We start from the raw sequence: 25598 nt of genomic DNA on the forward strand, positions 1-25598 counted from the left end.
ACCGGCTGCTCATCGAGCGGCTGCTGCCGCACGAGTACGCCGAGGAGCACCAGCTCTATCCGGCTCTCGGACCCACACTCGGCGGCCCCGAGGCGACGGCGACCATGAGCCGCGCCCACGCCGAGATCGAACGGCTCTCCGGGCGGGTGGCCACCCACGTGGCACTCGCCGAAGCACAGGGCGCGCTGAAGTCCGAGCAGCTCGAGGACCTGCGCGCCTGCCTGTACGGTCTGCACACCGTGCTGCGGCTGCACTTCACGCAGGAGGAGGAGAACTACTTCTCCCTGGCTCCCTGACCGTGGGCATGCCCCCTCGGTCGACCCGTGGGCCGGCCCCCGTCAGTCGTGCGGCACGATCACCACCGGGCAGCCGACGTCGTGGATCACGGCGTGGGTGACCGGGCCGGTGCGCGAGACCTTCGGCCGGTCGGTGAGCCGGTGGCCGACGACCAGCAGTTCCGCTCCGGACGCCGCCTTCAGAAGGGCTCCGGACGGCTCGGCCTCCACCGTCGTCTCCACCACCTCGACCTCGGGGTACTTCTCGCGCCACACCTGGAGCACGGCGGACAGGAAGCCCAGCCACTCCTCGGCCCGCTGCGGACCGCCCACCAGGCCCACCTCGCCGGGGCCCAGGGTGAGCGGGCCGGGCACGCGCCAGGCGTGCAGGACCCTCAGCCGCGCGTGCCGCAGGCGGGCCGCCGCGAAGGCGAACGCGATCACCTCGTCGCACGGTTCCGTGACGTCGACGCCGAGGACCACGTCCCGCCGCCCGGTGCCGGCCGCCTGCTCTGCCCCGGCCGTACCGGCCCGTACCAGGACGACGGGCCGGGTGGCCTTCGCCACCACGCCGAGCGCGACCGACCCCAGGAGCAGACCGGTGACGCGCCCCAGCCCGCGCGAGCCCAGCACCAGCAGGTCGGCGCCGTCCGCCGCCTCCACCAGGGCGGCGGTCGCCGGTCCCGCGACCTGCTCGGCGTGCAACGGCACCTCGGGGCACACGGCGCGGACGCGGTCCTCCGCCTCCCGCAGGACCCGCCGCGCCAGGTGCCGCTCGCTCGCCTGCGCGCTCTCCGCCCGCTCCTGGTCCGGGTGCCAGCTGCGCGCGTGCAGCAGCCGCAGGGCCCGCCCGCGGCGCACGGCCTCGTGGGCCGCCCACTCGGCGGCTGCCAGGCTTTCGGCGGAACCGTCGACGCCGACGACAACGGGCGACAGCATGACATACACCTCCAGAACAAGGCCTTCCCCCTCGCCACCAGCGTCACGCGGGAAGCGACGTTCGGAACAGGGGCTACCGGGTGCGCCCGAGGGGCCATCAGACCCATGTCTCCTGCCCGCCCACGGGACGGCCACCCGGATCGTGCGGCACGACCGCCACCGGGCACTGCGCGTGGTGCAGCAGCGTGTGGCTCGCCCGGCCGAGCTGGAGGCCGAAGCGGCCCTGGTGGCGCCGCGCGCCGACGATCACCAGATCGGCGGCGGCCGACCGGAGCACGAGGACCTTCGAGGCCGGGCCTTCGACCGTCGCGCGGCGCACCCGGACGCCCGGGTGGGCGGCCATCGCGTCGCGCAGCAGCTCGTCGAGCAGGAGGGAAGCCTCCTCCTCGTGCTGACGCTCCGGTCCCCCGGCCGACGCCGGGTGGTCGGTGGTCTCGTACGCCGGGCAGCGCCAGGCGCGCACGACGTCCAGGACACACCCGCGGGCCTCCGCCTCGCGGAAGGCGAAATCCACCGCCTCACCGCTCGTGCCGGGGTCCCCCGCGCCGAGCAGAATCCGCTCGTGGGCGCCGGCCAGACCGGCCGTGTCGCCTCGCACGACGGCCACCGGGCAGTGCGCCCGCGCGGCCACGGCGAGCCCGACCGAGCCCAGGAGCAGTCCCTTCAACTCGCCGCGACCCCGCGATCCGGTCACCAGGAGCGAGGCGCTGTCGCCCTCGCGCAGTAGGACGTGGGCCGCCTCCTCAGGGAGGATCGCGGTGGAGACCTTGATCTGCGGATTGCGCCGGTGAGCACGTTCCGCGGCGGAGGCGACGATGTGCTCGGCCGACACACGCGCCGAGGGCCTTTCGCCCACCGGGGAAAAGGTGCCTTCGGAGCCCTCCCAGAGGGAGGCGTGCACCAGCCGCAGCGGCATTTTGTGCCGGGCCGCCTCGTCCACGGCCCAGTCGACCGCCAGGAGGCTGGGACCCGATCCGTCGACGCCCACGACCAAGGGCCATTGGGTCATGGTGTCCACCACCTTTCTTCACACTGCCGCAGGGCTGCCTCACGGGCGGCCCGATCGGCAGCGGTGAGGCTTTCGCACGAGCCGTCCGAACCGATGGTGACGGTGGGAAGCGTCATGGGCCTCCCGGTGAGGTGTGGCTCCCCTCTCGTGGCCCTCAACCCGTGACGGGAGGTGCCGTTGGTCCCTGAGCGGATCCGGCCGTTCCTGCTCTCCGCCGAGAGGGTCGGCCGGCCCTCTCGGCAGGGCCGTCCGGCCCTACAGCCGGCGGGCGGGCAGCGGTGTCATGGAAATGAGCCGAGGGCCACAAAAGACACGGAGGAGCGGAGCGAAACCGCGCACCGTGCAATGAGGGCCCGCAAGAAGCGGGCGGCCCTCGGCTCCATCGAGGCCGGCAGATGCCGCCCGTCCATTGGTCCGGGCGCTCCACGCGGGCCGACGTGCGACCGGCGCCATGCTCCGCGACCCTGGAGATCAAGGGCAGTGCCGCGAGGAGCACCCATGGACTGGGAAACGATCCACAAGGACACCGCACCGGTCGTTCCGCCTCGGCTCACCGACTACGAACGGGTCCGCTCGACGTTCACCTGGGCTCAGGCCCGCACTGCGCTGGCCGGGTTGCCCGGCGGCGGGCTGAACATCGCACACGAGGCAGTGGACCGGCATGCGGCCTCGGATCGGGCGGACAAGGTCGCGCTGCGGTGCATCGCCCGGGACAACGCCGTCGCCGATGTCACGTACGCCGAACTGGCCCGGCGTACGGCCCGCTTCGCGAACGTGCTGCGGACACTCGGCGTCGGCCACGGCGACCGGGTGTTCACGCTGCTCGGCCGCTGCCCCGAGCTCTACACCACGGTGCTGGGCGCGCTGAAGAACACCGGCGTGCTCTGCCCGCTGTTCTCCGCGTTCGGCCCCGACCCGGTGGAGCAGCGGCTGCGTCTCGGCGACGCCCGGGTGCTCGTGACCACGGCGGCCCTCTACCGGAAGAAGGTGGCCGACCGCCGGCACTCGCTGCCCGGCCTGGAACACGTCCTGATCGTCGGGCCGGGCGCCGAGGATCTGCCCGGCACCGTCTCCTTCGACGCGCTGCTGTCCGCCGCCGCGGACACCTTCACGATCCCGCCGACCTCGCCCGGAGACATGGCCCTGCTGCACTTCACCAGCGGCACCACGGGCACCCCCAAGGGCGCGGTCCATGTCCACGAGGCGGTGGTCGCCCACCATGCCACGGCCGCGTACGCGCTCGATCTGCACCCCGGGGACGTGTACTGGTGCACCGCCGACCCCGGCTGGGTCACGGGCATGTCGTACGGCATCGTCGCCCCGCTGGTGCACGGCGTGACGGTGGTCGTCGACGAGGGCGACTACGACGCCCGCCGCTGGTACCGGATCCTCGGCGAGCAGCGGGTCACCGTCTGGTACACGGCGCCCACCGCGCTGCGCATGCTCATGCGTGCGACACCACGTCAGGGCCCGTACGACCTGCCGCGCTCCTACGACCTGTCGGCCCTGCGCCTCATCGCCTCCGTCGGGGAACCCCTCAACCCCGAGGCCGTCGTGTGGGGCCGGGATGTGCTGGGCCTGCCGGTGCACGACAACTGGTGGCAGACGGAGACCGGCTGCATCATGATCGCGAACTACGCGGCCTGTGACATCCGGCCCGGCTCGATGGGCCGCCCGCTGCCCGGCGTCGAGGCGACCGTGCTGAGGACCGGCGAGGACGGCCGGACGCTGGTCAGCGACGGCCGGGTCACGGAAGTGCAGAGCCCCGACGAAAAGGGTGAGCTGGCGCTGCGCCCCGGCTGGCCGTCGATGTTCCGCGGCTATCTGCACGACAAGGAGCGCTACGACGCCGCCTTCACCGACGGCTGGTACCTGACCGGCGACCTGGTGCGACGGGACGCGGACGGCTGGTACTGGTTCGTGGGACGCGCCGACGACGTGATCAAGTCGGCGGGGCATCTGATCGGCCCGTTCGAGGTGGAGAGCGCTCTGATGGAGCACCCGGCGGTCGCGGAGGCCGGGGTGATCGGACGGCCGGACCCCGTGGCCGGGAACATCGTCAAGGCCTTCGTGTCGCTGCGCCCCGGCGTCGGCCCCTCCCCGGATCTGGAGCGCGAGTTGCTGGGCTTCGCCCGTCGGCGGCTGGGCCCGGCCGTCGCGCCCAGGGAGATCGCGTTCGACCAGAACCTGCCCAGGACCCGCAGCGGCAAGGTCATGCGCCGGCTGCTGCGTGCGCGTGAACTCGGTCTGCCTACCGGCGACTTGTCGACCTTGGAGGGATCCGCATGAGCGCGGCCCGACCCACCACCCGCACCGGCAAGGACTCGGCGCCCCCGAAGCCCGGCAGGAAGACCGCGACGGCCGAGCGGAAGGCGGACACCGGACCCCCACCGGTCGGCCGACCGGATGTCCGGCGCCGAACGGACCTGCTGACGGCCATGCTGCGCATCCGGCGCTTCGAGGAGCGATGCGTCGAGTTGTACAGCGCCGCGAAGATCCGCGGCTTCGTCCACCTCTACATCGGTGAGGAGGCCGTCGCCGTCGGCGTCAACGAGGCGCTGACCCCCGAGGACGCGGTCGTCTCCACCTACCGCGAACACGGCCACGCGCTGGCCCGTGGCCTCACGGCCGAGGCCGTCATGGCCGAGATGTACGGCAAGGCGACCGGCTGCAGCGGCGGCCGGGGCGGATCCATGCACCTGTTCGACGCGAGCCGCCGCTTCTACGGCGGCAGCGCGATCGTCGCCGGTGGTCTTCCCCTGGCCGCCGGTCTCGCCCTCGCCGACCGGATGCGCGGCATGCCCCGCGTCACCTGCTGTTTCTTCGGCGACGGCGCCTTCGCCGAGGGCGAGTTCCACGAGACGGCGAACCTCGCCGCCCTGTGGAACCTGCCCCTGCTACTGGTCTGCGAGAACAACCTGTACGCCATGGGAACGGCGCTCACGCGCGAACACGCCCAGACCGACCTGGCGATGCGCGCCGCCTCCTACGGCATGCCCGCCTGGGCCGTGGACGGCATGGACGTCGACGCCGTCGAACAGTCCGCCCGGCGGGCCGTCGAAGGCATCAGGGCAGGCACCGGACCACACTTCCTGGAGCTGCGCACCTACCGGTTCCGCGCCCATTCCATGTACGACCCGGACCGCTACCGCAAGAAGGCGGAGATCGAGGAGTGGAAGTCCCGGGACCCGATCGACCGGCTGACGCACCTCATGCGTGACAACGGCGAGCTCGACGACTCAGAACTCACCCGGATCGAGCAGCGGATCACCGACGAGATCGACCGCGCCGTGGATGCGGCCGAGCAAGCACCCGAGGAGCCGGTCGAGGACCTGCTCCGCCACGTCACCAGTACCTCGGCCGAGGAAGTGAGCCGACCGTGAACGCGGTCGCGACGGAGGGGACGAAGACGACGTACCGGGAGGCGATGCGCGAGGCCCTGCGGGAAGCCCTGCGCTCCGACGACCGGGTCTTCCTCATGGGCGAGGACGTCGGCAGGTACGGCGGCTGTTTCGGCGTCAGCCTCGGGCTGCTGGAGGAGTTCGGACCGGACCGCGTTCGCGACACCCCGCTCTCGGAGTCCGCGTTCGTGGGGGCCGGCATCGGCGCCGCTCTGGCCGGGATGCGGCCCGTCGTCGAGATCATGACCGTCAACTTCAGCCTGCTCGCCCTCGACCAGCTCCTCAACAACGCCGCCACCCTGCTGCACATGTCGGGTGGCCAGCTGCCCGTGCCGCTGGTCATCCGCATGACGACGGGCGCGGGGCGGCAGCTCGCGGCGCAGCACTCGCACAGCCTGGAAGGCTTCTACGCACACATTCCCGGCATCCGCGTGCTCGCCCCGGCCACGCTCGAGGACGCACGCCACATGCTCGCCCCCGCGCTCGCCGACCCCGACCCGGTGGTGGTCTTCGAGCACGGCAGCCTCTACAACGCCTCCGGCGAACTCCTCCCGCCGACGGCCCCCGTGGACCTGGACCATGCCGCGATCCGCAGACCCGGCACCGACATCTCCCTGATCACGTACGGCGGTTCGCTGCCCAAGGCACGCGCGGCGGCGGACGAGCTGGCCGCCGAGGGTATCGACGCCGAGGTGATCGACCTGCGCACGCTGCGGCCCCTCGACAGTGCGACCGTCACCGCGTCCGTGGCCCGTACCCACCGTGCGGTGATCGTCGACGAGGCATGGCGCACGGGGAGTCTCGCCGCCGAGGTGTCCGCCCGCATCGCCGAGGAGTCGTTCTACGACCTGGACGCCCCCGTCGAGCGGGTGTGCAGCGCCGAGGTGCCCATCCCGTACGCCCGGCAGTTGGAAGAGGCCGCCCTGCCACAGACCGCCGACATCGTCGCGGCCGCACACCGGGCGGTGGACTGATCATGGGCGAGTTCACCATGCCGTCACTCGGCGCCGACATGGACGAGGGCACGCTGGTGGAATGGCTGGTGGGACCCGGCGACCGCATCCGCAGAGGCGATCCGGTCGCGGTCATCGAAACCGCGAAGTCCACGATCGAGGTGGAGTGCTTCGAGAGCGGAGCGATGGGACGGCTGCTCGTCGAGCCGGGCACGACGGTACCGGTGGGCACGCCGCTCGCGCTGATCGAGTCGGCGGCAGAAGGGCGCGGGGAACCGGAGAGAGCCCGGAAGGCCCAGGGGAAACCACAGGCCCCGCCCGCCCCTGAGCACGCGAGGCCCGCCAGAACCTCCGAGCCCTCCCCTGCCCGCACGCCGGTGCCGTCCGGGGGCCGGGACCGCGGACACGTCGGGGCCGGCCCGTTGATCCGGCGCCTCGCGGAGCAGAGCGGCGTCGATCTCACGGCCCTCGACGGCTCCGGGCCGGCAGGGCGTGTCACCCGGGCCGACATCGAGCGGGCAGCGGCAGCCACGACCGCTGCCCGGCCCTCGCGCATACGGGCCACTCCCCTCGCCCGCCGACGCGCCGCCGAGCTGGGTGTCGACCTGTCCGCGGTGACCGGCACCGGCAAAGATTCCGCCATCCGCGCCGAAGACGTGAGCAAGGCGGCCTCCGGTCATGCTGCCGCGCCCCCACCGCCGCGCCGGACCACCGCTGCCGTGCGTGCTTCCCACCCTCCCGAGGACCAGGCGTCGGGCATGCGCCAGGTGATCGCACGCCTGATGACCCGCGCCAACCGGGACATCCCGCACTACTACCTGTCCACCACCGTCGACATGGCCACCGCGATGGACTGGCTGCACGACCACAACCGGCGCAGTCCGATGTCCGAACGACTGCTTCCGGCGGCCCTGTTGCTCAAGGCGGCCGCCCTCGCGGCACACGAGGTGCCCGAGCTCAACGGCTTCTGGACCGACGACCGCTTCGCCGCTGCTCAGGACATCCATCTCGGCGTGGCGGTGTCCCTTCGGGGCGGGGGACTCGTCGCACCCGCCCTGCACCGGGCAGACACCCTCGGACTGCCCGAGCTGATGACCGCCTTGAAAGACCTGGTGTCACGCGCCCGCACGGGCAGGCTGCGCGGTTCCGAAGTGTCCGACGCCACGATCACGGTCACCCACCTGGGCGACCAGGGCGTGGAAACCGTGTTCGGCGTGATTCATCCGCCGCAGGTGGCCCTGGTCGGCTTCGGGCGGGTGGTCGACCGGCCGTGCGCCGTCGACGGCCTGCTGGGCGTACGTCCCGTCGTCACGGCCACCCTCTCGGCGGACCACCGGGCGACGGACGGCGCCGTCGGGGCCCGCTATCTGACAACGCTCGACCGTCTCTTGCAGAATCCGGAGAAGCTGTGAACCGAACCGACGCGCTGAACGTGGTCAAGGAGTCGATCGCCCAGGTCATTCCTGACGCCGACCTGGCCACTCTGGGTCCCGACGAGGCGTTTCGGGACGCGCTCGAGATGGATTCGCTGGACTTCCTGACCTACATCGAGATCCTGGGCGAACGGACCGGCATGCGGATCGACGACGAGGACACACCGCAGCTCACCACGCTGTCCGGCAGCGCCGACTTCCTCGTCGCCCACGGGAGGTGAGAGCTGTCGTCGTCGGCCCAGTGCGGATCGGAGGACCGGTTACCGGGGTGGTTTTGGTGTCTCGCGGTGCAGCACGACCTTGAGGGCGCCGGTGTCCGGACCGTGCGCGAAGACCTCGTAGGCGTCCTCCATGCGCTCGAGGCGGAACCGGTGGGTGACCAGGGGGGCGGCCGCCAGCCGTTTGAAGAGCAGCAGGTCGCGCAGCCACGGGGTGGAGGAGGTGTCGACCTGGCCGGTGCTGATCGTCACGTTCTTGCGCCACAGGGCCTCCAGGTGCAGGGTGGCCGGCCTGCCGGGCATGCCGATGTTGGCGATGTGCCCTCCCGCGCGCACCACGCGGGTCGCCAGGACGAAGCCGTCCGGGGTGCCCGCGGCCTCGATGACCACGTCGGCGCCGGGCCCCTCGGACAGTTCGGCGACCATCCGGCCGGGCAGTTCGGCGGCGTCGGCCCCCAGCCGGGCGGCGGCCGCCAGCCGGGGGCGGGACAGGTCCACCGCGACGATCCGGCGCGGCGAGTAGAGCCGGGCGACCAGGACGGCGGCCAGCCCCACCGGTCCCGCGCCCACCACGACCACGGTGTCGCCCGGGCCCACGTGCCCGTTGCGCACCCCGACCTCGTAGGCGGTGGGCAGGAGCTCGGCGAGCAGGACCGCCTCGTCCAGGGGGAGGTCCAAGGGCCGCCGGTGTGTGGAGTGGTCGGCGAAGGGGACGCGGACGAACTCGGCCTGCGTGCCGTGGACGGTGTTGCCCAGGATCCACCCGCCGCCCCCGCGGCACTGCCCGTACAGGGTGTCGCGGCAGGACGGGCAGTGCCCGCAGGCCGAGACGGCCGACACGATCACCTGCTGTCCGGGGCGCCGGCTGTGCACCTTGCTGCCGGCCTCCACCACCTCGCCGACGGCCTCGTGGCCGAGGACCGTTCCCGGTTTCACCTCGGCGAGGTCGCCCTGCCGGATGTGCAGGTCGCTGCCGCAGACGGTGGTCGCGTCGACGCGCACGATCGCGTCGGTGTCGGCCTCGAGCACCGGGTCCGGCACCGTGTCCCAGGAGGTCCGGGCGGGACCGTGGTAGACGAGTCCTCGCATGCCCGCTGCCTCCCTCGTCCCCCTCGCCGGTTCCTCTCCACCGTCACCCCCCGAAGCCTCCCCGGCAACACGGGAACCACGTCGCCCATGTCCGTCAGTCCGGCCGCGGGTGGGGGCGGCGGAATACCGGGGCCTGGCCGGTGCCCCACGGGCGCAGGGCTGCCAGCGCCTGGACGACCGCCGCTTCCAGGGGGCCACGGGTGTCGACCGTGACGGCCTCGGGCCACGGTGGCTCCTTGTCGGCCATGGCGGTGGCCACGGCGATGCCCGCGTCGGATGCCGATGCTCCTGGGGCACGGGAGGTGAGGCGGGCCGCCGACACGTCGCCGGGGACCTGGCAGTGCAGGGCCACGAGGTCGGCGCCGGTGCGTTCGGCCGTGCGCAGGGCGGCTTCGCGTTGTCCCGCGTCGGACCATGTGGCGTCCAGGACGACGGATTCTCCCGAGGACAGCAGGGTGGAGGCACGGTCGAGCAGCGCGGCGTAGGTCCTGGCGGTCCACTCCGGTGTGTACAGGCCTTCGCCGTAGCCGGCCGCCGCGGGCTGCTCCGCGGGGAGGCCGGCCAGTTCCTTGCGGAGGCGGTCGCTGCTGAGCAGGCTCACCCCCAGGCGGTCGGCCAGTGCGCCGGCGAGCGTGGACTTCCCGCTGCCCGGAAGGCCGCCCACCAGCGTCAGACCGACGGCGGAGGTGCGCAGGTGGCGCAGCGTCGCCGTGACCAGTCGCCGGGACGCCGTCTCGGCACCGGGCGCGCCCTGGCCTGACTGGATCAGGGAGACCTTGGCGCGGACGAACGCGCGGTAGGCCACGTAGTGGTGCCACAGCGACGGGGGCGCGGGGTCTCCGGAGTACTCGCTGTACCGGGCGAGGAAGTGGGCCGCGGACTCCGGGGCGCCGAGCTGTTCCAGGTCCATGGCGAGGAAGGCGGCGTCGTCGAGGCCGTCGACGTGGCGAAGGCGGTCGTCGAACTCCAGGCAGTCCAGGATGCGGGGGCCGTCGTCGAGGCAGAAGACGTCCTCGGCCAGCAGGTCGCCGTGGCCGTCGACGATCCGTCCTTGCCGGATCCGCGTGTCGAACAGGTGCTCGCGGCCGGCCAGATAGCGGCGCGCCAGCCGCTCGACCTCGTCGATGCCGTCGGGCAAGGAGACGTCTTCGGCCAGGGCGTGGACCTGTGCGAAGCTCGCTTCCCACCTCGAGTACAGAGCGTCGCGGGTTCCCTGTACGTCCACTTCCGGGCTGCGGTGCGCGTCCGCGTGGCGTGCGGCGAGTTGCCGGGCCACGGCCCGCAGGACGTCGTCGACGGCGACTCCCTCTCGTACCAGCCGGGACAGTCGGCGGTCCGCCGGCATGCGGCGCATCACGACGAGCGGTTCGGCCACGTCCGTGTGCGGGGTGCGGATCTCGCCCAGGCCCAGGTAGACGTCCGCGGCGAAGCGGCGGTTGAGGGAGATCTCCTGTTCGCAGGCGGCCCGGCGGGCCGTCACCGTGGTGTAGTCCAGGAACTTCAGATCGACCGGTTTCTTGATCTTGTAGGCGTGATCGCCGAAGAGGAGCACGATCGCGGTGTGCGTCTCGTGCAGCTCCGCGCGCGGAAACGTCGCACCGTCGGGGCCGGAGCCCGACCGGAGTGCGGACGCGTCGATCCGGTGTGCGACCGGCCTCGCTCCCCTCGGGGCATCGGGCTCAGTCATGGGGGACGACGGCGACGGGGCAGCGTGCGTGATGGATGGCCGCCTGGGCGACGGGACCCAGGCGAGGTGCCAGAACGCGACGGTGCCGACGTCGGCCGACGACCAGCTGCCCGGCGCTCCCGGCGGACCGCAGGACCGCCCTGGCGGGGCTTTCCAGCCCGATGCTGTCGGCCACCTCCACCTGCGGGAACTTCTCACGCCAGGGGCGAAGGACCTGGTCCAGCTGCTTCCTCGCCTCCTGCGCGACGCCTTCGGCGACGTCGTGATCCACCCCCCAGGGAACATAGGCGTGCACGGGCAGGCTCCGGCCGTGCACGACCCGCAGCGGCACATTCCGCGCCGAGGCCGCGGCGAAGGCGAACCCGAGCAGGTCGTCGCAGGGGCCGTGCAGCTTCAACGCGACCACGACATCGCCTGTCCCGGCCGGTGCGGCCGGCGGGACTTCCGCGCGGGTTCCGGCACGGACCAGGACCACCGGCCGCTCGGCTTGTGCCGCGACGGACATGCCGGTGTCGCCGAGGAAGTAGCTCTCGACGAGTTCCAGCCCGCGCGAACCGAGCACGGTCATGGCGGACTCCGACGCCGCGTGCAACAGCGCGTCCTGGGCCTCGTCGGCAACCAGGTTGCCGACGATGGCGAGACCGGGATGGCGCCTTTGAAGTTCCGCCTGTGCGTTGTGCACCAGCCGCTTCGCCCAGTAGTTCTGGTCGATCTCGGAGGGCACCTTGGTGGGTTCCGGCGCGAGCATGGGCCACGCGTGCAACAGGCGCAGCGTCAGCTTGCGGTGCTCGGCCTCGTCCGCGGCCCAGCGGGCGGCGGAAAGACTCTCGGGTGAGCCGTCGAGACCAACGGTGATCACAGGCTCCATGGCGCCTGCCTCCGTCTCGTAGGAAGCTGGACATGACGATGACCGGGGTCGTCCTTCCGGGGCGTGGCGGGCCGCGCAGTGCCTGCCACTCATCCGAGAGTTACCGCAAACCCTTCTGCGGCGCACGCGGACCCGATGTGGGTCGGGGCTCGAAGGACGGAGTCCGGCGAGGGATGAGGTGTGGCTGTGGTGGTTCCCCTGGTGGTCGGGGTCGACGGGTCGGAGTCGAGCCTGGAGGCGGTGGACTGGGCGGTCGACGAGGCGGCCCGGCACGCGGTGCCGCTCCACCTGCTGCACGCGGCGGCGCCGGGCCAGGACTCGTCCGGTCTGATCACCGCCGCCTCAAAACGGGCCGGAGGGGGCGCCGCCGGCGTGCGGCTGTCGAGCGAGGTGCTGCGCGACGACGCGGCCTCCGCCCTGGTCGACGAGGGACACAAGGCCTTCGCGCTGGTGCTCGGGTCCAGAGGGCTCGGGGAACTCACCGGGCTGCTTTTGGGTTCGGTCAGCCTCGCCGTGGCGGCGCGGGCGGACTGCCCGGTCATCGTCGTGCGTGGCTCGCAGGAGCACCGGGCCGGCCGGTTCGGGAACGTCGTCGTGGGGGTCGAGGACGGTGAGGGAAGCGACACGGCCGTGGGGTTCGCCTTCCGCGAGGCTCATGTGCGGCGCTGCGAACTCGTAGCGGTCCACGCCTGGAGTGCGCCGCTTGGCGCACTCTCCGAACCTCTCCCCGGGCCGTGGTACGCCCTCGAGGCCCACCGTCGCCCACCGGCACAGGTGCTCGACGACGCTCTGCGCAACCCTGAGAAGCAGTACCCGGGGACCGACGTGACACGCCGGGTGGTCGAGGGATCAGCACGACAGGCGCTGTGGGAGGCCGCGACGGAAGCGGACCTGCTCGTTGTCGGTGCCGGTGAACGGCATGTCCGTCCCGGCCTGCAACTCGGCCTGATCAACCACGCCCTGCTCCATCACGCACCGTGTCCGGTCGCGATCGTGCCGATACGTCGGAGGAAACCGCTCCGGGGGCCGACCCCCAAGGCCTGAAAGGCCACCTGCCGGGGACCTTCGGCCCGGTGACCGAGGTCCGCCGCCGTCCGACGGTGGAAAGAGAAGCGACCGGCGATCCGCTGGAGGCTCGACGATGAGTACCCGACATTCACCGTACGCGTTCGGTCCGCTGCCACCGCGCGGGGATGAGGCCCTCCGAGGGCGGAACCCCCTGATCCGTACGTCGGACCGGATCGAGTTCTGGATGCGTCGCGTGCTGGTGATCGTCCTTGTCGTCGGACTGCCGTTGGCAGGATTCGTCGCGGGCAGGGCGACGTACAGGTCCTCGATGCTCACGGTGTAGGCCCGGTCAGCCGACCGGCAGCAGGTCGGTGCCCGGGTGATGTCGGTCTCCGGGAATGTCGGACAGATGGCGCAGGCACAGGTCCGCTGGACCGACGGCAGGGACACGGGGCGGACGGTAACCGTACTCGTGAAGCCGGATACGTCCGAAGGCTCCACCGTGCGGGTGTGGGCGGACCGGGGCGGAACCGCCGTCGGCCCGCCGCTGACCAGGACCCGGGCCGTGGCCGATGGCTGGTTCGTCGGAGGCATGGCGGTGACCAGTGTGGCGACGGGGGCCTTCGTGGCGCGGGCAGGAATGCGCCACGTGCTGGACCGGAGGAGGTTCGTGCAGTGGGACGCCGAGTGGGATCTGGTGGAGCCCCTGTGGACCGGTCGATTCCACCGGTGACGCTCGGGCGAACGCGACGGGATGGAGAAGGTGGCGCTGATGTCCGATGCCACGACCACCGACCTGTACGAAGTGACAATGGCCATGTCCTATCTACGGGAAGGGATGACCGGCCCGGCGACATTCAGCCTGTTCGTCCGCGATCTGCCCGCCGAGCGGGGCTTCCTGGTTGCCGCGGGGCTGGAGTCGGCCCTGGACCACCTGTCCAGCCTGCGGGTCGGCCCGGAGGACGTCCTCGCCTTCGCCGCCGCGCTGCACCGTCCGCCGCGGGATCTGGAACCCCTGCTCGGCCTGCGGTTCACCGGCAGCGTGCGGGGGGTGCCGGAGGGCAGGGTCGTGCTCGCCGGGGAGCCCCTGCTGGAGGTGACGGCTCCGCTGCCGCAGGCCCAGTTGGCCGAGACGTACGTGCTCAACCTGCTCAGCCATCAGACGATGATCGCCTCGAAGGCCGCGCGCTGTGTGATCGCGGCGGCCGGGCGCCCGGTCGTGGACTTCTCCCTGCGGCGGACCCACGGTCCGCAGGCCGGTTTCCAGGCCGCCCGGCTCGGCGCAATGGCCGGTTTCGCGGGGACCAGCAACGTGGCCGCGGCCACGGCCACGGGCATACCCGCCGTCGGCACGATGGCCCACTCCTTCGTGGAGGCTTTCTCGTCCGAGGAGGAGGCGTTCCGCGCCTTCGCCCGTGCCCACCCCGGCCCCGTGACCTTCCTGGTGGACACGTACGACACCGAGGCGGGCGTCCGCGTCGCGGCACGTGTGCTGAGGGATCTGGACCGCGGGCCGGGCTGCGCCATACGCCTGGACAGCGGTGATCTGGGAGCCCTGGCCGTGCGGGCCCGGTCCGTCCTCGACGAAGCGGGCCTGCCGGACGTGCAGATCACCGTCAGCGGCGGTCTCGACGAGTACGCGGTGGACGATCTGGTCCGCTCCGGGGCACCGATCGACGTGTACGCGGTCGGCACTCGCATCGGGGTCTCGGCCGACGCGCCGTATCTGGACTCGGCCTACAAAATGGTGGAGTACGAAGGGCGGCCGGTGATGAAGCTGTCGTCGGCGAAGGTGACGGCGCCCGGGCAGAAACAGGTGTTCCGTCGTCCCGGCTGTTCCGACGTGATCGCTCTCGCCGACGAGCGGCCACCGCACGACGGCACACCTCTGTTGGAGACGGTGATGCGACACGGACAGCGCACCGGTGGCAGGTCCGCGCTCGACGGGTGCCGGGAGAGGTTGGCTGCCGACCTGGCCGCGCTGCCGCCGTCCGCCCGCCGGATCCGGGCCCCCGTAGCGCCCCGGATGATGCCCTCCGAGCGGCTGCGCGCGCTCACCGACCGGGTCCGGCGCCGTATCGCGGAGCAGACGGGAGCCCCGCCACACGGCACGGGATGTCCGAACGAGCCGCGTCCGGGCCCTACAGGTCAGTCCCGAGCTGAGGAGTAGAGCGGATGTCGCACACCCTGGAATGGAAGGCTCGCCTCTACCTCTTCGAGGAGGGGGGAACCACAAAGGCCCGCGCGGTGGTCGACACCGGGATCACGGTGCTCACCGGGCACGGCACCGCACGCCGGAATCCGGCGGACCCGGACGTGCCGGAGATCGGTGACGAGCTGGCGGTCGGCCGGGCCCTGCAGGACCTGGGCCGGCAGTTGGTGGACATCGCCGAGCGCGACGTCGAGGGCACGGGCACGACGCGACCGGGCCCCCGCCCGGCAGTCGGGTGGTCCATGTGACCCGGTCCGCGCCCCGGCCGGGGACACCTTGTGGGTCGGACGCCCGTCCAGGTCCCCGGCTTCGTGAGGAGCGGATCCGTCTCTGCGGCCGGATGCGCTGTGGATCGAAAACCAAGGAGGATGACCGATGACGCTTCCAGCACACCGCGGCAGGGGCTCGCTCTCCGGATGGGACCCCCTCCAGGAACTCGAGGACCTGCGCATCCGCGTGGATCAGCTCATGCACGCCTCCTTCCCCGGCCGTGGTTTTCCCGAGGCCGAGGCCGGGGAAGGGGCGTGGGCGCCGTTGGCCGACGTCGAGGACACCGAGGACGCCTACCTGATGGAGCTGGAACTTCCCGGCGTGGAGAAGGACCAGATCAGCGTGGAGGTCGGCGACGGCGAGCTCAACGTCCACGGCGAGATCAAGGAGAGGGAACGCACGGGTGTGGTCCGCCGGCAGACCCGGCACGTCGGGCGGTTCGACTACCGCACGAGTCTGCCTCCGAACGTCGACACCGAGCACATCACCGCGGAACTGACCGGCGGGGTCCTCACGGTGCGCGTCCCCAAGGCCCGGAAGACCGAGCCGCACCGCATCGAGATCACCGGCTGAGGGCGGCGATCATGCGAGCTCACCTCGGCGATCAACTCGTCATCGAAGGCCCGGCGACCGGCGCCCCCCGGCGCGACGGCGAGATCGTCGGACTCCACCACGAGGACGGCACCCCTCCCTACGACGTGCGCTGGTCGGACACCCAGGCGGTGACACTCGTCTTCCCCGGCCCCGACGCCCACATCAAACACCTCGGACACCAACCCGAAACCGAAACCGAGACCGGGGCCGGGGCCGGGGCCGGGGCGCCCCCGCCCGCCGGCGCACCCGACCCCGGCGACCTCGGCCGGCGGGTGGCCACCGAACGCACCCGGCGGGGCCTGAGCCGGGAGGAGACGGCCCGCCGCGCCAGGATGGCACCGGACTACCTCGCCTACCTCGAGGAACACCCCGCCGATCCGAGCCCGGCGACCCTCCTCCGGCTGGCCGCGGCCCTGGGCACCAGCGTCCAGGCACTGCGCGGCAGCGGCGTCGGCCTGCCACCCGGCCGGGGCACCGCGCTGCTCCACCCCGAACTGCGCGACCTCGCACCACAGGAGTGCCGGGCCCTGCTGTCCACACACGGGGTGGGACGCATCGCGGTGACCACGCCCGAGGGGCCGGCGGTGGTCCCGGTGAACTACGAGGTCCTCGACGACACGATCGCCTTCCGGACCGCTCCCGACTCCGTGCCCGCGGCGGCCGTGGGATCGGAGATCGCGTTCGAGGTCGACCATGTGGACGACGCCATGAGCCGCGGCTGGAGCGTGCTCGCCGTCGGCCCCGCCCGGGTGGTCACCGAGCCCGACCAGGTGCGACGGCTCACCGAACGCGCCCACACCGCACCGTGGGCCGGGGACGGACGCGAGATGTGGGTGTCGATCCGGCCCACCCGCCTGACCGGACGCCGCATCACTCCGGCCGAACAGTGAGCGGCCACGGCACCTGCCCACCACGCTCCGCCACTTCACGAAAGGAGCCCCTGTGAACCAGCAGACCCTGCCGGACGAGCGGGTGGCGGCTCTTGCACACGACGCCGCCGCCGCTCCGTCCATGCACAACGCACAGCCGTGGCGCTTTCGCTACTTCCGGGGCAGCCGCACCTTCCAGGTGCGCGCGGACCTGGACCGCGTCCTGCCGCACGTCGACCCGGACAACCGCGCCCTGCACCTCGGCGCCGGCGCCGCTCTGCTGAATCTGCGGGTCGCGCTGGCCCACGAGGGGCGGCACCCTGCGGTCCGGCTGCTGCCCGACCCGGCCGACCCGGCGCTGCTCGCCGCCGTGCGGCTGCCCCCTCCCGGGAGCACCCGGAGCGCTCTTTCCGCGCTGTATCCGGCGATCCACCAGCGGCACAGCAGCCGTTTCCCGTTCGAGGAGACGGAGATCCCCCAGGAGCTGCGCACGGCCCTGGCCGACGCCGCCCGCGCTGAGGGAGCGACGCTGGCCTTCCCGTCCTCCTGGCACCTGCAGCAGGTGCTGGAACTGCTGGAGGAAGCCGAGGCACGCAATCTCACGGACCGCGGCAGCGGCCAGGACCTGGCGGAGTGGACCCGTATCGATGCTCCGTCGAAGGACACGGCCCCGGACGGAGTGCCCGGCTACGCCTTCGGGCCGCGCAAGCAGGGCGGCAAGGCGCCCATGCGCGACTTCGCCGGGAACAGGCCGGTGCCCGGCCGCGGCACCGCCGCGTTCGAGCGGACCCCCCAGCTGGCCCTCCTCAGCACCTCCCGCGACCGCCCGGAGGACTGGCTGCGCGCCGGCCAGGCCATGGAACGGGTCCTGCTGCTGGCCACCCTCGAGGGCCTGTCCAGTTCCTTCGCCACCCAGGCCCTGGAGTGGAGCGACCTGCGCTGGCCGCTGCGCGACCCCGTGTCCGGGGCCGGGCACATACAGATCGTGCTGCGCCTGGGATACGGCCCCAAGGGCCCCGACACCCCGCGACGTCCGGTGCCGGACGTACTCGACATCCAGCCCTGAGCCACCGCGGCCCCACCGGTACCGGTGGGGCGGTCCGCCTGCCGTGGCGGGCCCCGGGGAGCCGGACGGCCACTCCCAGCGAGCCACGACAAGGCGGAGAGCCATCAGCCGCACCCGGCCCTCCCGGGCCACCTGACAACTCACGGAACGCCATGAGGCCGCCCGTCCCTCCCTCGGGAACGACCGCCCCGCCGAAGAGATCACGGCGGAGCACATCACCGCGCCCGGCATCGCACGTGCCCGGCTTCGCGATGCCGAGGTGAAGGTGTCCGGGCGACGTGCGGCCCGACGATGCCGTGTCCCCGCTGCTGCGCGCGGGAAGCGAGGCGTACGCCGTGGTCACGGGCTCACTCGGCCGTGGCGGAACGGCCGGGCCGCTGCCGGGACCGGTCGGCCTCGCCGTGGCGGCCCGTGCCGTGTGTCCGGTGATCGTGGTCCGTGGTGCGGAACAGGACCGGCAGGACCGCTGCGGGCGTGGCGGTGGGGGTCGGCGACCCGGCCACGAGCACGGGCGTCGTGCGGTTCGCCTTCCGTGCGGCCGAGGTGCGCGGCTCTGCCCCCGACGCCGTACGCGCCTGGCGCAGCCCGGCTCACGAGCACGTGGACCATCCCCTCCTCGCCGACGACGCCGGTGCCGCCGCGGGGTGGGCGTTCCGGTCGCGCGGAGCCTGACCGTACGGCGTCGCGGCGGGGGCGGAAACGAGGGGCACCCCCGCCGACGGCGGGGGTGCCCCGGTTCGTTCCGCGTCGTCAGAGCAGCCAGCGGTTGCGGCTGACGAAGGGGAGTCGCGCCCAGACCTTGCCCAGTCCCCAGGTGGCGCCGGCGCCCGCGGCGGCGAGCGCGACGAGGACCACGGCGTAGATCAGGTGGTAGTCGACGAAGGGGTTCGTCGACATGCTCGGCGATCCGTCCGACAGGTGCTGGGCCGGCGGCCATTCCGCGACCCACATCAGCGCCATCATGACGGTGCCCGCGACCGCGGCGAGCCGCAGGCCGATGCCCGCGATCACCGCGAGGCCGACCCCGAGCAGACCGAGCATGAACAGCCAGTCGGCCCAGGCGGCCCCGGCCCAGGCGTGGAAGGTGGACTCCATCGGCCCGACGGCGACGCCGCTGAGGAACCCCCGGGTCGGCGACCCGCCGTCGACCCATCCCTTGCCGGAGGGAGTCGCGTAGCCGAGGCCGAACGTCTTGTCCAGGAACGCCCACAGGAAGACGAAACCCGTCAGCAGACGGAGCCCGGCGAGCACGTACGCGCGGGTCGCGGTCGCCGCCGCGACCGTCGGCTCGGCGGCGGGAGCCGTCCCGGCCCGGTGCGGGGACGGGAGGCGGAATCCCGGACGCCGGTGAGGGTGGTCGTGAACTGCCATGGTGCTCATCCCTTCCAGAGGGTGGCGCAGGATGCAGGATGCGGACGACTCTCGTTGCTCTTTCAATGTCCCGCGCCGCCGGCCTCCGCCGGAGGGGCTGAAGGACCCGGCCGTCGGGCCGAACGTCCCCCTGTGCGAGCCCGGTTGGCGGCGGTCAGCCGTCCTTTGCCGCCAGGTTCACCCCGTACAGGGTGCGTCCGCCGACGAGTTCGCGCCCGGTCACCAGCTCGGGCTCGATACGGACGAAGACCTCCCGCGGCGCGGGCACCCAGGCGACCGGGCCGGTGCGGGACAGACGCGCGTGCTCGGCCGGGTCGGTCACCACCGCGGCCGGGCCCGTGACGACCACGCTCCAGCCGGCCTGCCGGGCCGCGTCGACGTCGTCGGCCTCAAAGGCGACCACCGCGCCGTCGACCGCGCGGACCAGTTCCGAAGCCGCAGCGGTGCGCAGCAGGACCGCGCCGTCGGCGTCCAGACGGAAGTTGACCGGCAGCACGGCGGGCAGAGCCAGGCGCGTGAAGACGATGCGGCCGACGGGCACCTTGGCCATCAGCCGCAGGCACTCCTGCCGACCGAGTTCACGGAAACCGTCGTTGGGGTACATCGTCAGTCCGTCCTCCTCCTGGTACAGCCCGGCACAGCGGGCCTACGTCTTTCCACCCTGATCGGGACGAAGACGGAAAATGAGGGCCGATGGTCCCGTTCACACCGGAAAACGGCCTGCCGGCGGTACGGCGGCAGGTCCCCGGCCCAGAGAGCACGGCGACCCCGGTGCCGGGCACCGGGGTCCGGATCGGGCACGGTTCCTCCGGCCCGCTCTCACGGGTGCGTCAGATCGTCGGCGACCGGCCCGGTCCGGGCACGAGCGGACGGGTGTCGGCCCGCCGGCGGTCAGGTCGTCCGCGTGGCGACGACGTCATGCCGTGGCTCGCCCAGCACGACCTTGAGGGCGCCGGTCTCGGCGGCGTTGCCGAAGACCTCGTAGGCCTCCTCCATCTGGTCCAGGGAGAAGGTGTGGGTGACCAGTTGCGAGGTCGGGAGCCTGCCGGCGGACGCCATCCGCAGCAGCGTCGGTGTGGAACGGGTGTCGACCAGGCCCGTGGTGATGGTCACGTTCTTGATCCACAGGTCTTCCAGATGCAGGGTCACGGGCTTGCCGTGCACGCCGACGTTGGCCACGTGCCCGCCGGGCCGGACCATGCGCGTGCACATGTCGAAGGTCTCCGGCACACCGACCGCCTCGATGACGACGTCCGCGCCGAGTCCGTCCGTGAGGTCGGCGATCAGCTGCTCGGGGGCTTCCCCCGCGTCGGCCACGGCGTCGGCGCCGAGGCCCTTGGCGGCCTCGAGCCGGGAAGCGGCCAGGTCGATCGCGACGATCCGCTCGGGGGCGAAAAGCCGGGCGGTGGCGATGGCCGCCAGCCCGATGGGGCCGGCTCCGACGACCACGACGGTGTCCCCGGGCCGCACCCTTCCGTTGAGCACGCCCACCTCGTAGGCGGTGGGGAAGATGTCGGCCAGCAGCACGGCGTCCTGCCCGGCCAGGGCTCCGGGCAGCGGGTGCACGGACAGGTCGGCGTACGGCACCCGGACGTACTCCGCCTGGGTTCCGTCGATCAGGTGCCCGAGGATCCAGCCCCCGCCGCCCCGGCACTGGCTGTACATGCTCTCGCGGCAGTACCGGCACCGTCCGCAGGCGCTGATGCAGGAGACCAGCACCCGGTCCCCGGGGCGCACCGTGCGTACGTCGCTTCCCACCTCGACGATCTCACCGACCGCCTCGTGCCCCAGCACGGTGCCGGGCCGCACCTCGGGCACGTCGCCCTTGAGGATGTGCAGGTCCGTTCCGCAGACGGTCACGGCGTCGACCCGGACGATCGCGTCGGTGGGTTCCTTGACACCGGGGTCCGGGACCTCCTCCCAGGAAGCCTGCCCGGGACCGTGGAAGACGTAGCCCTTCATGACGACCCTCGCTCTCTTGCTCGCCGGTGGGGTGAGGAACCCGGCGGCGCGCCGTCAGCGAGGTGCGCGCCGCGCACCGGCGCGATGCCGGGGTCCCGCACCTCCAGTCTGTTCGACGACCGGGACATCCGCTTGGGCCGGTCGGCCCTCGGGGGGACGGCCGGCCCGGTGGACCCCTCAGGGATCAGCGGCCGCGCAGGGCGGCGAGCGCGGCGTCGAGGTCGGCCGCGCGGGGGCGGTTGTGGGGCAGCTTGGCCAGTACGACCGCCATACCGCAGGTGTCGGTGAGCGCGGAGAAGACCAGGCCGCCCGCGACACCGGCCGAGAGGAGCTGGAACGCCGGATGCACGAGCAGGCCGAGCACGAGGCCGAGGAGCACCAGGGTGCCGGCCGCCAAACGGACCTGGCGCTCCATGCTCCAGCCGGCCGGGGTGGTGGCGCAGACGGTGGGATGGTGCAGGTCGTGGCCCTCGGCGGCCCAGGCGTTGGTGCCTCCGGCGAGTGTGGCGACGGGGACGCCCTGTTCGGCCAGCAGGGTGCAGGCGCTGCCGGAGCGGGCCCCGGAGGCGCACACGAGAAGCACGTCTCCCCGCTCGGCGGCGTGCCGGATCTCGGGCAGGGCGCGCCGGACGTGGTCCAGGGGGATGTTCAGGGCGCCGGGCAGATGGCCGGAGGCGTACTCGGCGGGCGTGCGTACGTCGATGACGGTGAGTTCGTCGAGGCGGGTCCGGGCCTGGTCGGTGCCGAGAGTGACCGGGGTGAGGGGGCTGTTCATGTCAGGTGTGATCCTTGGTGGTCGACGTGGTCCCGAATCGGGACGTACAGTACCCCTAGGGGTATTTTTTTTCGAGGAGTGGTCGTGGAACTGGAGCTTGAGGGTGCGGATCTGAAGGCCGTGCTGAACCGGCTGCGCCGGGCGCAGGGCCAGATCTCCGGGGTGATCCGGATGATCGAGGAGGGGCGCGACTGCGAGGAGGTCGTCATGCAGCTCGCCGCGGCCTCCCGCGCGCTCGACCGGGCCGGCTTCGCGATCATCGCGACGGGCCTGCAGCAGTGCGTGGTGGACATGGAGTCCGGTCGTAAGAACGGGGAGGACACCGCGCAGATGCGCGCCCGGCTGGAGAAGCTGTTCCTGTCCCTGGCGTAGGGGCCCGCCTCTTCGGCGCGGGGCTCGCCGCGTGTGCGGGCCGCGGTGCGTCACGTCATCACCGCGTCGAGCAGCATGAGGGCGGCCACGGCCGACAGCATCACGGCGAAGATCCGCTGGAGTGTGCCTCCGGAGACCTTCGCGGCCAGCCGCTTCCCGTCCCACGCGCCGAGGACCGCCGCTCCGGCGAAGGGTCCGACGACCGCCCAGTCCAGCGTGTCGAGCGTACCGGCGCGCATCGCCAGCGCGGCCAGGGAGTTGACGGTGAGGACCAGCAGGCTGGTGCCCACCGCCTCACGCATGCGCAGGCCGAGCACGCCCACCAGCGCCGGTACGGCCAGGAAGCCGCCCCCGACACCGAGCACGCCGGTGACGGCGCCGAGTCCGGCGCCGGCCGCCGCCGCGCGGCCCGGCCGGACCGGCCGGACGGTGTCCGCGGGCGGCCGGGCCCGCAGCATGCGCAGCGCGGCCGCTGCCACCACCACGGCGAACGCCGCCGTCAGCGCCGCCTCCGGAAGGCGTCCGGCGAGCGCACCGCCCAGCATCGCCGGGCCGATCCCGGCCGCTGCGAACAGCAGCCCCGTCCGCCACCGCACCCGGCCGTCACGGGCGTGCGCGGGCAATGCGGCGACCGAGGTGAACGCGACGATGACCAGACTCGCGGTGGTGGCCTCGACCGGGGTGAAGCCGAGCAGGTAGATCAGGGCCGGGACGGCCAGCACGCTGCCGCCGCCGCCGAGCGCACCGAGTGCCAGGCCGATCACGGCCCCGGCCGCCAGGGCGAGGACGAGACCGCTCATGTGAGGGCACCGTTCGCGCCGTGCGGATCCGTCACCGGCGGCCCCGCCGCGGCCCGGGCGGCCGGGGTGGCCAGCGCGGACGGCGCGGACGGCGGCGGGTGGACGGCTCGGGGAGCGTGGGCCCGGGGGGCGCGCTCCGCCTGCCGCACGGTCACGCGGTCCGGGCCGCTGCTGCCGCGCCGGAAGATGCTCATGTCGATTTCCTGCTCCTGTGTCTTCCGAGCCGGTGTGAAGGGCCGGCTCGGCCCGCTGCGGCGTCCGTGCCGTCGCGGTCGTCGGCTGCCGTCAGCCCTCGCGGACGGTGAGTCCGGCCCGCCCGGCCTCGTCGAAGGGGTCGTCCACGGCGACGACGTCACGCCCCGCGGCATCCAGCAGGGAGGCGGCGACGGCGGCCCGCATACCGCCCGCGCAGTGCACCCACACCTCACCCTCGGGGACCTCGTCGAGGCGCCTGTGCAGGGTGTGGATCGGAATGTGCACCGAGCCCCGGACGTGTCCGCCCGCCCGCTCCGCATCACGCCGGACGTCCAGGACGACGAGGCCCTCCGCGGGGTGCCGGCCGGCGAGGTCGGCGAAGGTCGCCCGCGGGAAGGAGGCCGGCTCCTCGCCCTCGCGCACCCAGTCGGCCGGTCCCCCGGTGGCCGCGGCGGCCGGGCGGTCGATGCCCACGCGGGCCAGCTCGCGCTGGGCGGCGGCGAGCTGCTCGGACGACTCGGCGAGCAGGGTGACGGGCTTGCCCCAGGGGATCAGCCAGGCCAGATAGGTGGCAAGCTGCCCTTCGGCCTCGAAGTTGAACGAGCCGGAGACGTGCCCGTCGGCGAAGGCGACGCGGTTGCGCAGGTCCACCACCCACTCCCCCGCCGCCAGCCGGGCGGCGATCTCCTCGGCGCCGGCGAGGGCGGGCCGGGTCAGGTCGACGGGCGCGGGGCCCGTGGCGTTGACCGGCCCCATGTGCGCGTAGTAGGCGGGGATGTCGTCCAGACCGGCCAGCAGGTCGGCGACGAAGGTGTCCACGTCCCGGGTGAGGGCCGCGTTGGACGCCTTCTCCTTGCCGATCGTCGTGCTGTCGCCCTCGGCCTGGGTGGACGAGCAGAAGCTGCCGAAGCCGTGCGTGGGGAGCACCGCCGTCTCCTCGGGCAGCTCGGCGGCGAGCCGGCGCGCGGAGGCGTGCTGCGCCCGGGCCAGGTGCTCGGTCAGTCGCGGCTCCACCAGGTCCGGGCGCCCGACGGTACCGATCAGCAGCGAACCGCCGGTGAAAACCGCGCGTGCCGTGCCGTTCTCCTCCAGCACGTAGGAGGTGTGGTGCGGGGTGTGGCCGGGCGTGGCCAGGGCGCGCAGGGTCAGACCGGCGGCGGCGTCGATGTCCGCGCGGTCGCCGTCGTGCACCGGTACCCGCGCGAAGGCGACCCGGGCCCCGGCGGGCACGAGATAGGCGGCGCCCGTGATCCGGGCCAGCTCCTGGCCACCGGTGACGTAGTCGTTGTGCAGGTGCGTCTCGACGACGTGCGAGATCCGCACTCCGCGCCGCACGGCCGCCGCGATCACCCGGTCGATGTCGCGCGGCGGGTCGACCACCACCGCCGTCCGCTCGCCTCCCGCCAGATGACCGCGGTTGCCGAGCCCTTTCACCTCGATCGTGTCGATGAAGAACACGAGGCACTCCCTTTCAGTGAAAGACTACCCCCGGGGGTATGTCATCGACAGTAACACAGGTACCCTGGGGGGTATTTTCGAGGCGGGTGGGAACTCTGCGCACACGCCTCGCGAGTACCTCGCACACGGCCCGCACACCTCGGGAGCGGCCGCGACGCCGACCGTGCGCACCACGAGGCGTCCCGCGCCCCCGTCCGCTCCGGTCCGGCCGGTCCGCACGGGCGGGCATGATCACCGGCGGTCCAGGACCGGCCTCCAGGCCCCCGCGGGGACCGCTTAACATCACTCGTGATGAGGAGCTGTGCGCGGCCGGCGCAAGTCAGAGGACACAGCCCGCGGCGGACTGTCCGCACCGCGGTCCTCTGCCCTGCCCTCGCCGTCCTGCTCGCCGCCCTGGTGATGTGCCTGGGGTACGCGGGGCACAGTGGCGCCGAGGGCGGCGCCACCACCCCGACCGCCCTGTCCGCGAGCAGGGCGGTGGCGGCGGGGTCCCCGGCCGAGCACCCCGTCATGCCCCTCGTCCGGCAGGGCGACTGCTCCCCCGGCGATCCCTGCTGTTCCCCTGTCGCCCACGACGTACCGGCCGTGCGCGGCGCGCCCGCGCAGACTCCGCCCCTGGCCCTGACCCGCGTGCCGGGCTTCCCGTGTCCCGAGCGGTACCCCGCGGTCCTCGCGCAGCCTCCGCCGGAGCACGGTGCTCCCGACCTCCACGTCCTCCAGGTGCAACGGACCTGACGGTGCCCTGCCGCGCCCCGCGCTCACGTTCGCGCAGGT

26 protein-coding genes and 2 pseudogenes are annotated in these 25598 nt (G+C 72.8%); 16 read left to right on the plus strand and 12 right to left on the minus strand.

The window, feature by feature from the left end:
• Window positions 1-2: 2 nt before the first annotated feature.
• A pseudogene (locus ACTWJ9_RS00005) lies at window positions 3-296 on the plus strand (hemerythrin domain-containing protein); the annotation flags it as partial.
• A 42-nt stretch (window positions 297-338) separates the two neighbouring features.
• Here the strand turns inward: ACTWJ9_RS00005 and ACTWJ9_RS00010 are convergent.
• Window positions 339-1214: a universal stress protein gene (locus tag ACTWJ9_RS00010; protein WP_443295000.1), complete on the minus strand. Its 876-nt coding sequence runs from the start codon at window positions 1212-1214 to the stop codon at window positions 339-341.
• Between the two features lie 97 nt (window positions 1215-1311).
• Window positions 1312-2223: a universal stress protein gene (locus ACTWJ9_RS00015; RefSeq protein ID WP_443294999.1), complete on the minus strand. Its 912-nt coding sequence runs from the start codon at window positions 2221-2223 to the stop codon at window positions 1312-1314.
• Window positions 2224-2721: 498 nt separating this feature from the next.
• Between ACTWJ9_RS00015 and acsA the strand changes: the two genes are divergently transcribed.
• The 5 genes from acsA to ACTWJ9_RS00040 are packed head-to-tail and all read left to right on the plus strand — an operon-like array spanning window position 2722 to window position 8231.
• Window positions 2722-4512 carry an acetate--CoA ligase gene (gene acsA, locus ACTWJ9_RS00020; protein ID WP_443294998.1) on the plus strand — a complete coding sequence of 597 codons (1791 nt, stop codon included), beginning with the start codon at window positions 2722-2724 and terminating at the stop codon, window positions 4510-4512.
• Complete coding sequence (gene pdhA / locus ACTWJ9_RS00025) at window positions 4509-5606, plus strand: pyruvate dehydrogenase (acetyl-transferring) E1 component subunit alpha (protein ID WP_279337523.1); 1098 nt, start codon at window positions 4509-4511, stop codon at window positions 5604-5606. Before acsA ends, pdhA begins: the two co-directional genes overlap by 4 nt.
• On the plus strand, window positions 5603-6598 hold the full coding sequence (locus ACTWJ9_RS00030) for an alpha-ketoacid dehydrogenase subunit beta (RefSeq protein WP_443294997.1): 996 nt from the start codon (window positions 5603-5605) through the stop codon (window positions 6596-6598). Before pdhA ends, ACTWJ9_RS00030 begins: the two co-directional genes overlap by 4 nt.
• Window positions 6599-6600: 2 nt before the next feature.
• A complete protein-coding gene (locus ACTWJ9_RS00035) occupies window positions 6601-7989 on the plus strand; it encodes a 2-oxo acid dehydrogenase subunit E2 (protein WP_388708983.1) in 1389 nt (462 codons plus the stop codon).
• Window positions 7986-8231, plus strand: a complete 246-nt coding sequence (locus ACTWJ9_RS00040; RefSeq protein WP_279337519.1) for an acyl carrier protein — start codon at window positions 7986-7988, stop codon at window positions 8229-8231. Before ACTWJ9_RS00035 ends, ACTWJ9_RS00040 begins: the two co-directional genes overlap by 4 nt.
• Window positions 8232-8270: 39 nt before the next feature.
• On the opposite strand, the gene ACTWJ9_RS00045 is transcribed toward ACTWJ9_RS00040, so the two are convergent.
• The 3 genes from ACTWJ9_RS00045 to ACTWJ9_RS00055 form a co-directional block, all read right to left on the minus strand.
• Window positions 8271-9317 (minus strand): alcohol dehydrogenase catalytic domain-containing protein, encoded by a 1047-nt coding sequence (locus ACTWJ9_RS00045; protein WP_443294996.1) that lies wholly within the window; start codon window positions 9315-9317, stop codon window positions 8271-8273.
• A 94-nt stretch (window positions 9318-9411) separates the two neighbouring features.
• Window positions 9412-10893, minus strand: coding sequence for a bifunctional aminoglycoside phosphotransferase/ATP-binding protein (locus ACTWJ9_RS00050; RefSeq protein ID WP_388708894.1), 1482 nt, complete (start codon window positions 10891-10893; stop codon window positions 9412-9414).
• Window positions 10894-10996: 103 nt separating this feature from the next.
• Window positions 10997-11872, minus strand: coding sequence for a universal stress protein (locus ACTWJ9_RS00055; protein WP_279337517.1), 876 nt, complete (start codon window positions 11870-11872; stop codon window positions 10997-10999).
• A 186-nt stretch (window positions 11873-12058) separates the two neighbouring features.
• On the opposite strand from ACTWJ9_RS00055, the gene ACTWJ9_RS00060 reads away from it, so the two are divergent.
• From ACTWJ9_RS00060 to ACTWJ9_RS00095, 8 genes and pseudogenes are all read left to right on the plus strand, one after another.
• Window positions 12059-12916 (plus strand): universal stress protein, encoded by an 858-nt coding sequence (locus ACTWJ9_RS00060; protein WP_443295933.1) that lies wholly within the window; start codon window positions 12059-12061, stop codon window positions 12914-12916.
• Window positions 12917-13013: 97 nt separating this feature from the next.
• Window positions 13014-13613 (plus strand): annotated as a pseudogene (locus ACTWJ9_RS00065) (Rv1733c family protein).
• 39 nt (window positions 13614-13652) lie between these two features.
• The gene (locus tag ACTWJ9_RS00070) at window positions 13653-15050 is read left to right on the plus strand and encodes a nicotinate phosphoribosyltransferase (protein ID WP_443294995.1); all 1398 of its coding nucleotides are present in this window, start codon (window positions 13653-13655) and stop codon (window positions 15048-15050) included.
• Between the two features lie 5 nt (window positions 15051-15055).
• The gene (locus ACTWJ9_RS00075) at window positions 15056-15340 is read left to right on the plus strand and encodes a DUF1876 domain-containing protein (RefSeq protein ID WP_443295005.1); all 285 of its coding nucleotides are present in this window, start codon (window positions 15056-15058) and stop codon (window positions 15338-15340) included.
• A 127-nt stretch (window positions 15341-15467) separates the two neighbouring features.
• On the plus strand, window positions 15468-15935 hold the full coding sequence (locus tag ACTWJ9_RS00080) for an Hsp20/alpha crystallin family protein (protein ID WP_443294994.1): 468 nt from the start codon (window positions 15468-15470) through the stop codon (window positions 15933-15935).
• An 11-nt stretch (window positions 15936-15946) separates the two neighbouring features.
• Window positions 15947-16846, plus strand: a complete 900-nt coding sequence (locus ACTWJ9_RS00085; protein WP_443294993.1) for a pyridoxamine 5'-phosphate oxidase family protein — start codon at window positions 15947-15949, stop codon at window positions 16844-16846.
• Window positions 16847-16898: 52 nt separating this feature from the next.
• A complete protein-coding gene (locus tag ACTWJ9_RS00090; RefSeq protein WP_387041454.1) occupies window positions 16899-17891 on the plus strand; it encodes an Acg family FMN-binding oxidoreductase in 993 nt (330 codons plus the stop codon).
• 474 nt (window positions 17892-18365) lie between these two features.
• The gene (locus ACTWJ9_RS00095) at window positions 18366-18563 is read left to right on the plus strand and encodes a hypothetical protein (RefSeq protein WP_423836062.1); all 198 of its coding nucleotides are present in this window, start codon (window positions 18366-18368) and stop codon (window positions 18561-18563) included.
• Between the two features lie 78 nt (window positions 18564-18641).
• On the opposite strand, the gene ACTWJ9_RS00100 is transcribed toward ACTWJ9_RS00095, so the two are convergent.
• The 4 genes from ACTWJ9_RS00100 to ACTWJ9_RS00115 all read right to left on the minus strand — a co-directional run bounded on the left by ACTWJ9_RS00100 (window position 18642) and on the right by ACTWJ9_RS00115 (window position 21999).
• Complete coding sequence (locus tag ACTWJ9_RS00100) at window positions 18642-19262, minus strand: DoxX family membrane protein (protein ID WP_279331920.1); 621 nt, start codon at window positions 19260-19262, stop codon at window positions 18642-18644.
• Between the two features lie 154 nt (window positions 19263-19416).
• Entirely contained in the window at window positions 19417-19866 is a 450-nt protein-coding gene (locus ACTWJ9_RS00105; protein WP_279331922.1) for a pyridoxamine 5'-phosphate oxidase family protein, read from the minus strand.
• Between the two features lie 287 nt (window positions 19867-20153).
• Window positions 20154-21224, minus strand: a complete 1071-nt coding sequence (locus tag ACTWJ9_RS00110; RefSeq protein ID WP_279331924.1) for a zinc-dependent alcohol dehydrogenase family protein — start codon at window positions 21222-21224, stop codon at window positions 20154-20156.
• Between the two features lie 184 nt (window positions 21225-21408).
• The gene (locus tag ACTWJ9_RS00115) at window positions 21409-21999 is read right to left on the minus strand and encodes a rhodanese-like domain-containing protein (protein ID WP_279331925.1); all 591 of its coding nucleotides are present in this window, start codon (window positions 21997-21999) and stop codon (window positions 21409-21411) included.
• An 84-nt stretch (window positions 22000-22083) separates the two neighbouring features.
• Here ACTWJ9_RS00115 and ACTWJ9_RS00120 point away from each other — a divergent pair, with 84 nt between their 5' ends.
• Entirely contained in the window at window positions 22084-22371 is a 288-nt protein-coding gene (locus ACTWJ9_RS00120) for a metal-sensitive transcriptional regulator (RefSeq protein ID WP_279331926.1), read from the plus strand.
• A gap of 50 nt (window positions 22372-22421) precedes the next feature.
• Here the strand turns inward: ACTWJ9_RS00120 and ACTWJ9_RS00125 are convergent, their stop codons facing one another.
• From ACTWJ9_RS00125 to ACTWJ9_RS00135, 3 genes are all read right to left on the minus strand, one after another.
• Complete coding sequence (locus ACTWJ9_RS00125) at window positions 22422-23171, minus strand: sulfite exporter TauE/SafE family protein (protein WP_387041446.1); 750 nt, start codon at window positions 23169-23171, stop codon at window positions 22422-22424.
• Complete coding sequence (locus ACTWJ9_RS00130; RefSeq protein WP_387041443.1) at window positions 23168-23365, minus strand: hypothetical protein; 198 nt, start codon at window positions 23363-23365, stop codon at window positions 23168-23170. Before ACTWJ9_RS00130 ends, ACTWJ9_RS00125 begins: the two co-directional genes overlap by 4 nt.
• Before the next feature lie 91 nt (window positions 23366-23456).
• Window positions 23457-24824, minus strand: a complete 1368-nt coding sequence (locus tag ACTWJ9_RS00135) for a rhodanese-like domain-containing protein (protein ID WP_387041440.1) — start codon at window positions 24822-24824, stop codon at window positions 23457-23459.
• A gap of 291 nt (window positions 24825-25115) precedes the next feature.
• On the opposite strand from ACTWJ9_RS00135, the gene ACTWJ9_RS00140 reads away from it, so the two are divergent.
• Window positions 25116-25559 carry a hypothetical protein gene (locus ACTWJ9_RS00140; protein ID WP_279331931.1) on the plus strand — a complete coding sequence of 148 codons (444 nt, stop codon included), beginning with the start codon at window positions 25116-25118 and terminating at the stop codon, window positions 25557-25559.
• The last annotated feature ends 39 nt before the right edge of the window (window positions 25560-25598 follow it).

Source organism: Streptomyces sp. GDS52 (assembly GCF_052246875.1).
In the GTDB taxonomy this organism is placed as follows: domain Bacteria; phylum Actinomycetota; class Actinomycetes; order Streptomycetales; family Streptomycetaceae; genus Streptomyces; species Streptomyces cathayae.

Coding starts and splice junctions, on each gene's coding strand:
- ACTWJ9_RS00010 (WP_443295000.1), bottom strand. CDS start 1,214: ATGCTGTCGCCCGTTGTCGTCGGCGTCGACGGTTCCGCCGAAAGCCTG.
- ACTWJ9_RS00015 (WP_443294999.1), bottom strand. CDS start 2,223: ATGACCCAATGGCCCTTGGTCGTGGGCGTCGACGGATCGGGTCCCAGC.
- acsA (WP_443294998.1), top strand. CDS start 2,722: ATGGACTGGGAAACGATCCACAAGGACACCGCACCGGTCGTTCCGCCT.
- pdhA (WP_279337523.1), top strand. CDS start 4,509: ATGAGCGCGGCCCGACCCACCACCCGCACCGGCAAGGACTCGGCGCCC.
- ACTWJ9_RS00035 (WP_388708983.1), top strand. CDS start 6,601: ATGGGCGAGTTCACCATGCCGTCACTCGGCGCCGACATGGACGAGGGC.
- ACTWJ9_RS00045 (WP_443294996.1), bottom strand. CDS start 9,317: ATGCGAGGACTCGTCTACCACGGTCCCGCCCGGACCTCCTGGGACACG.
- ACTWJ9_RS00055 (WP_279337517.1), bottom strand. CDS start 11,872: ATGGAGCCTGTGATCACCGTTGGTCTCGACGGCTCACCCGAGAGTCTT.
- ACTWJ9_RS00070 (WP_443294995.1), top strand. CDS start 13,653: ATGTCCGATGCCACGACCACCGACCTGTACGAAGTGACAATGGCCATG.
- ACTWJ9_RS00075 (WP_443295005.1), top strand. CDS start 15,056: ATGTCGCACACCCTGGAATGGAAGGCTCGCCTCTACCTCTTCGAGGAG.
- ACTWJ9_RS00080 (WP_443294994.1), top strand. CDS start 15,468: ATGACGCTTCCAGCACACCGCGGCAGGGGCTCGCTCTCCGGATGGGAC.
- ACTWJ9_RS00085 (WP_443294993.1), top strand. CDS start 15,947: ATGCGAGCTCACCTCGGCGATCAACTCGTCATCGAAGGCCCGGCGACC.
- ACTWJ9_RS00100 (WP_279331920.1), bottom strand. CDS start 19,262: ATGGCAGTTCACGACCACCCTCACCGGCGTCCGGGATTCCGCCTCCCG.
- ACTWJ9_RS00105 (WP_279331922.1), bottom strand. CDS start 19,866: ATGTACCCCAACGACGGTTTCCGTGAACTCGGTCGGCAGGAGTGCCTG.
- ACTWJ9_RS00110 (WP_279331924.1), bottom strand. CDS start 21,224: ATGAAGGGCTACGTCTTCCACGGTCCCGGGCAGGCTTCCTGGGAGGAG.
- ACTWJ9_RS00115 (WP_279331925.1), bottom strand. CDS start 21,999: ATGAACAGCCCCCTCACCCCGGTCACTCTCGGCACCGACCAGGCCCGG.
- ACTWJ9_RS00125 (WP_387041446.1), bottom strand. CDS start 23,171: ATGAGCGGTCTCGTCCTCGCCCTGGCGGCCGGGGCCGTGATCGGCCTG.
- ACTWJ9_RS00130 (WP_387041443.1), bottom strand. CDS start 23,365: ATGAGCATCTTCCGGCGCGGCAGCAGCGGCCCGGACCGCGTGACCGTG.
- ACTWJ9_RS00140 (WP_279331931.1), top strand. CDS start 25,116: ATGAGGAGCTGTGCGCGGCCGGCGCAAGTCAGAGGACACAGCCCGCGG.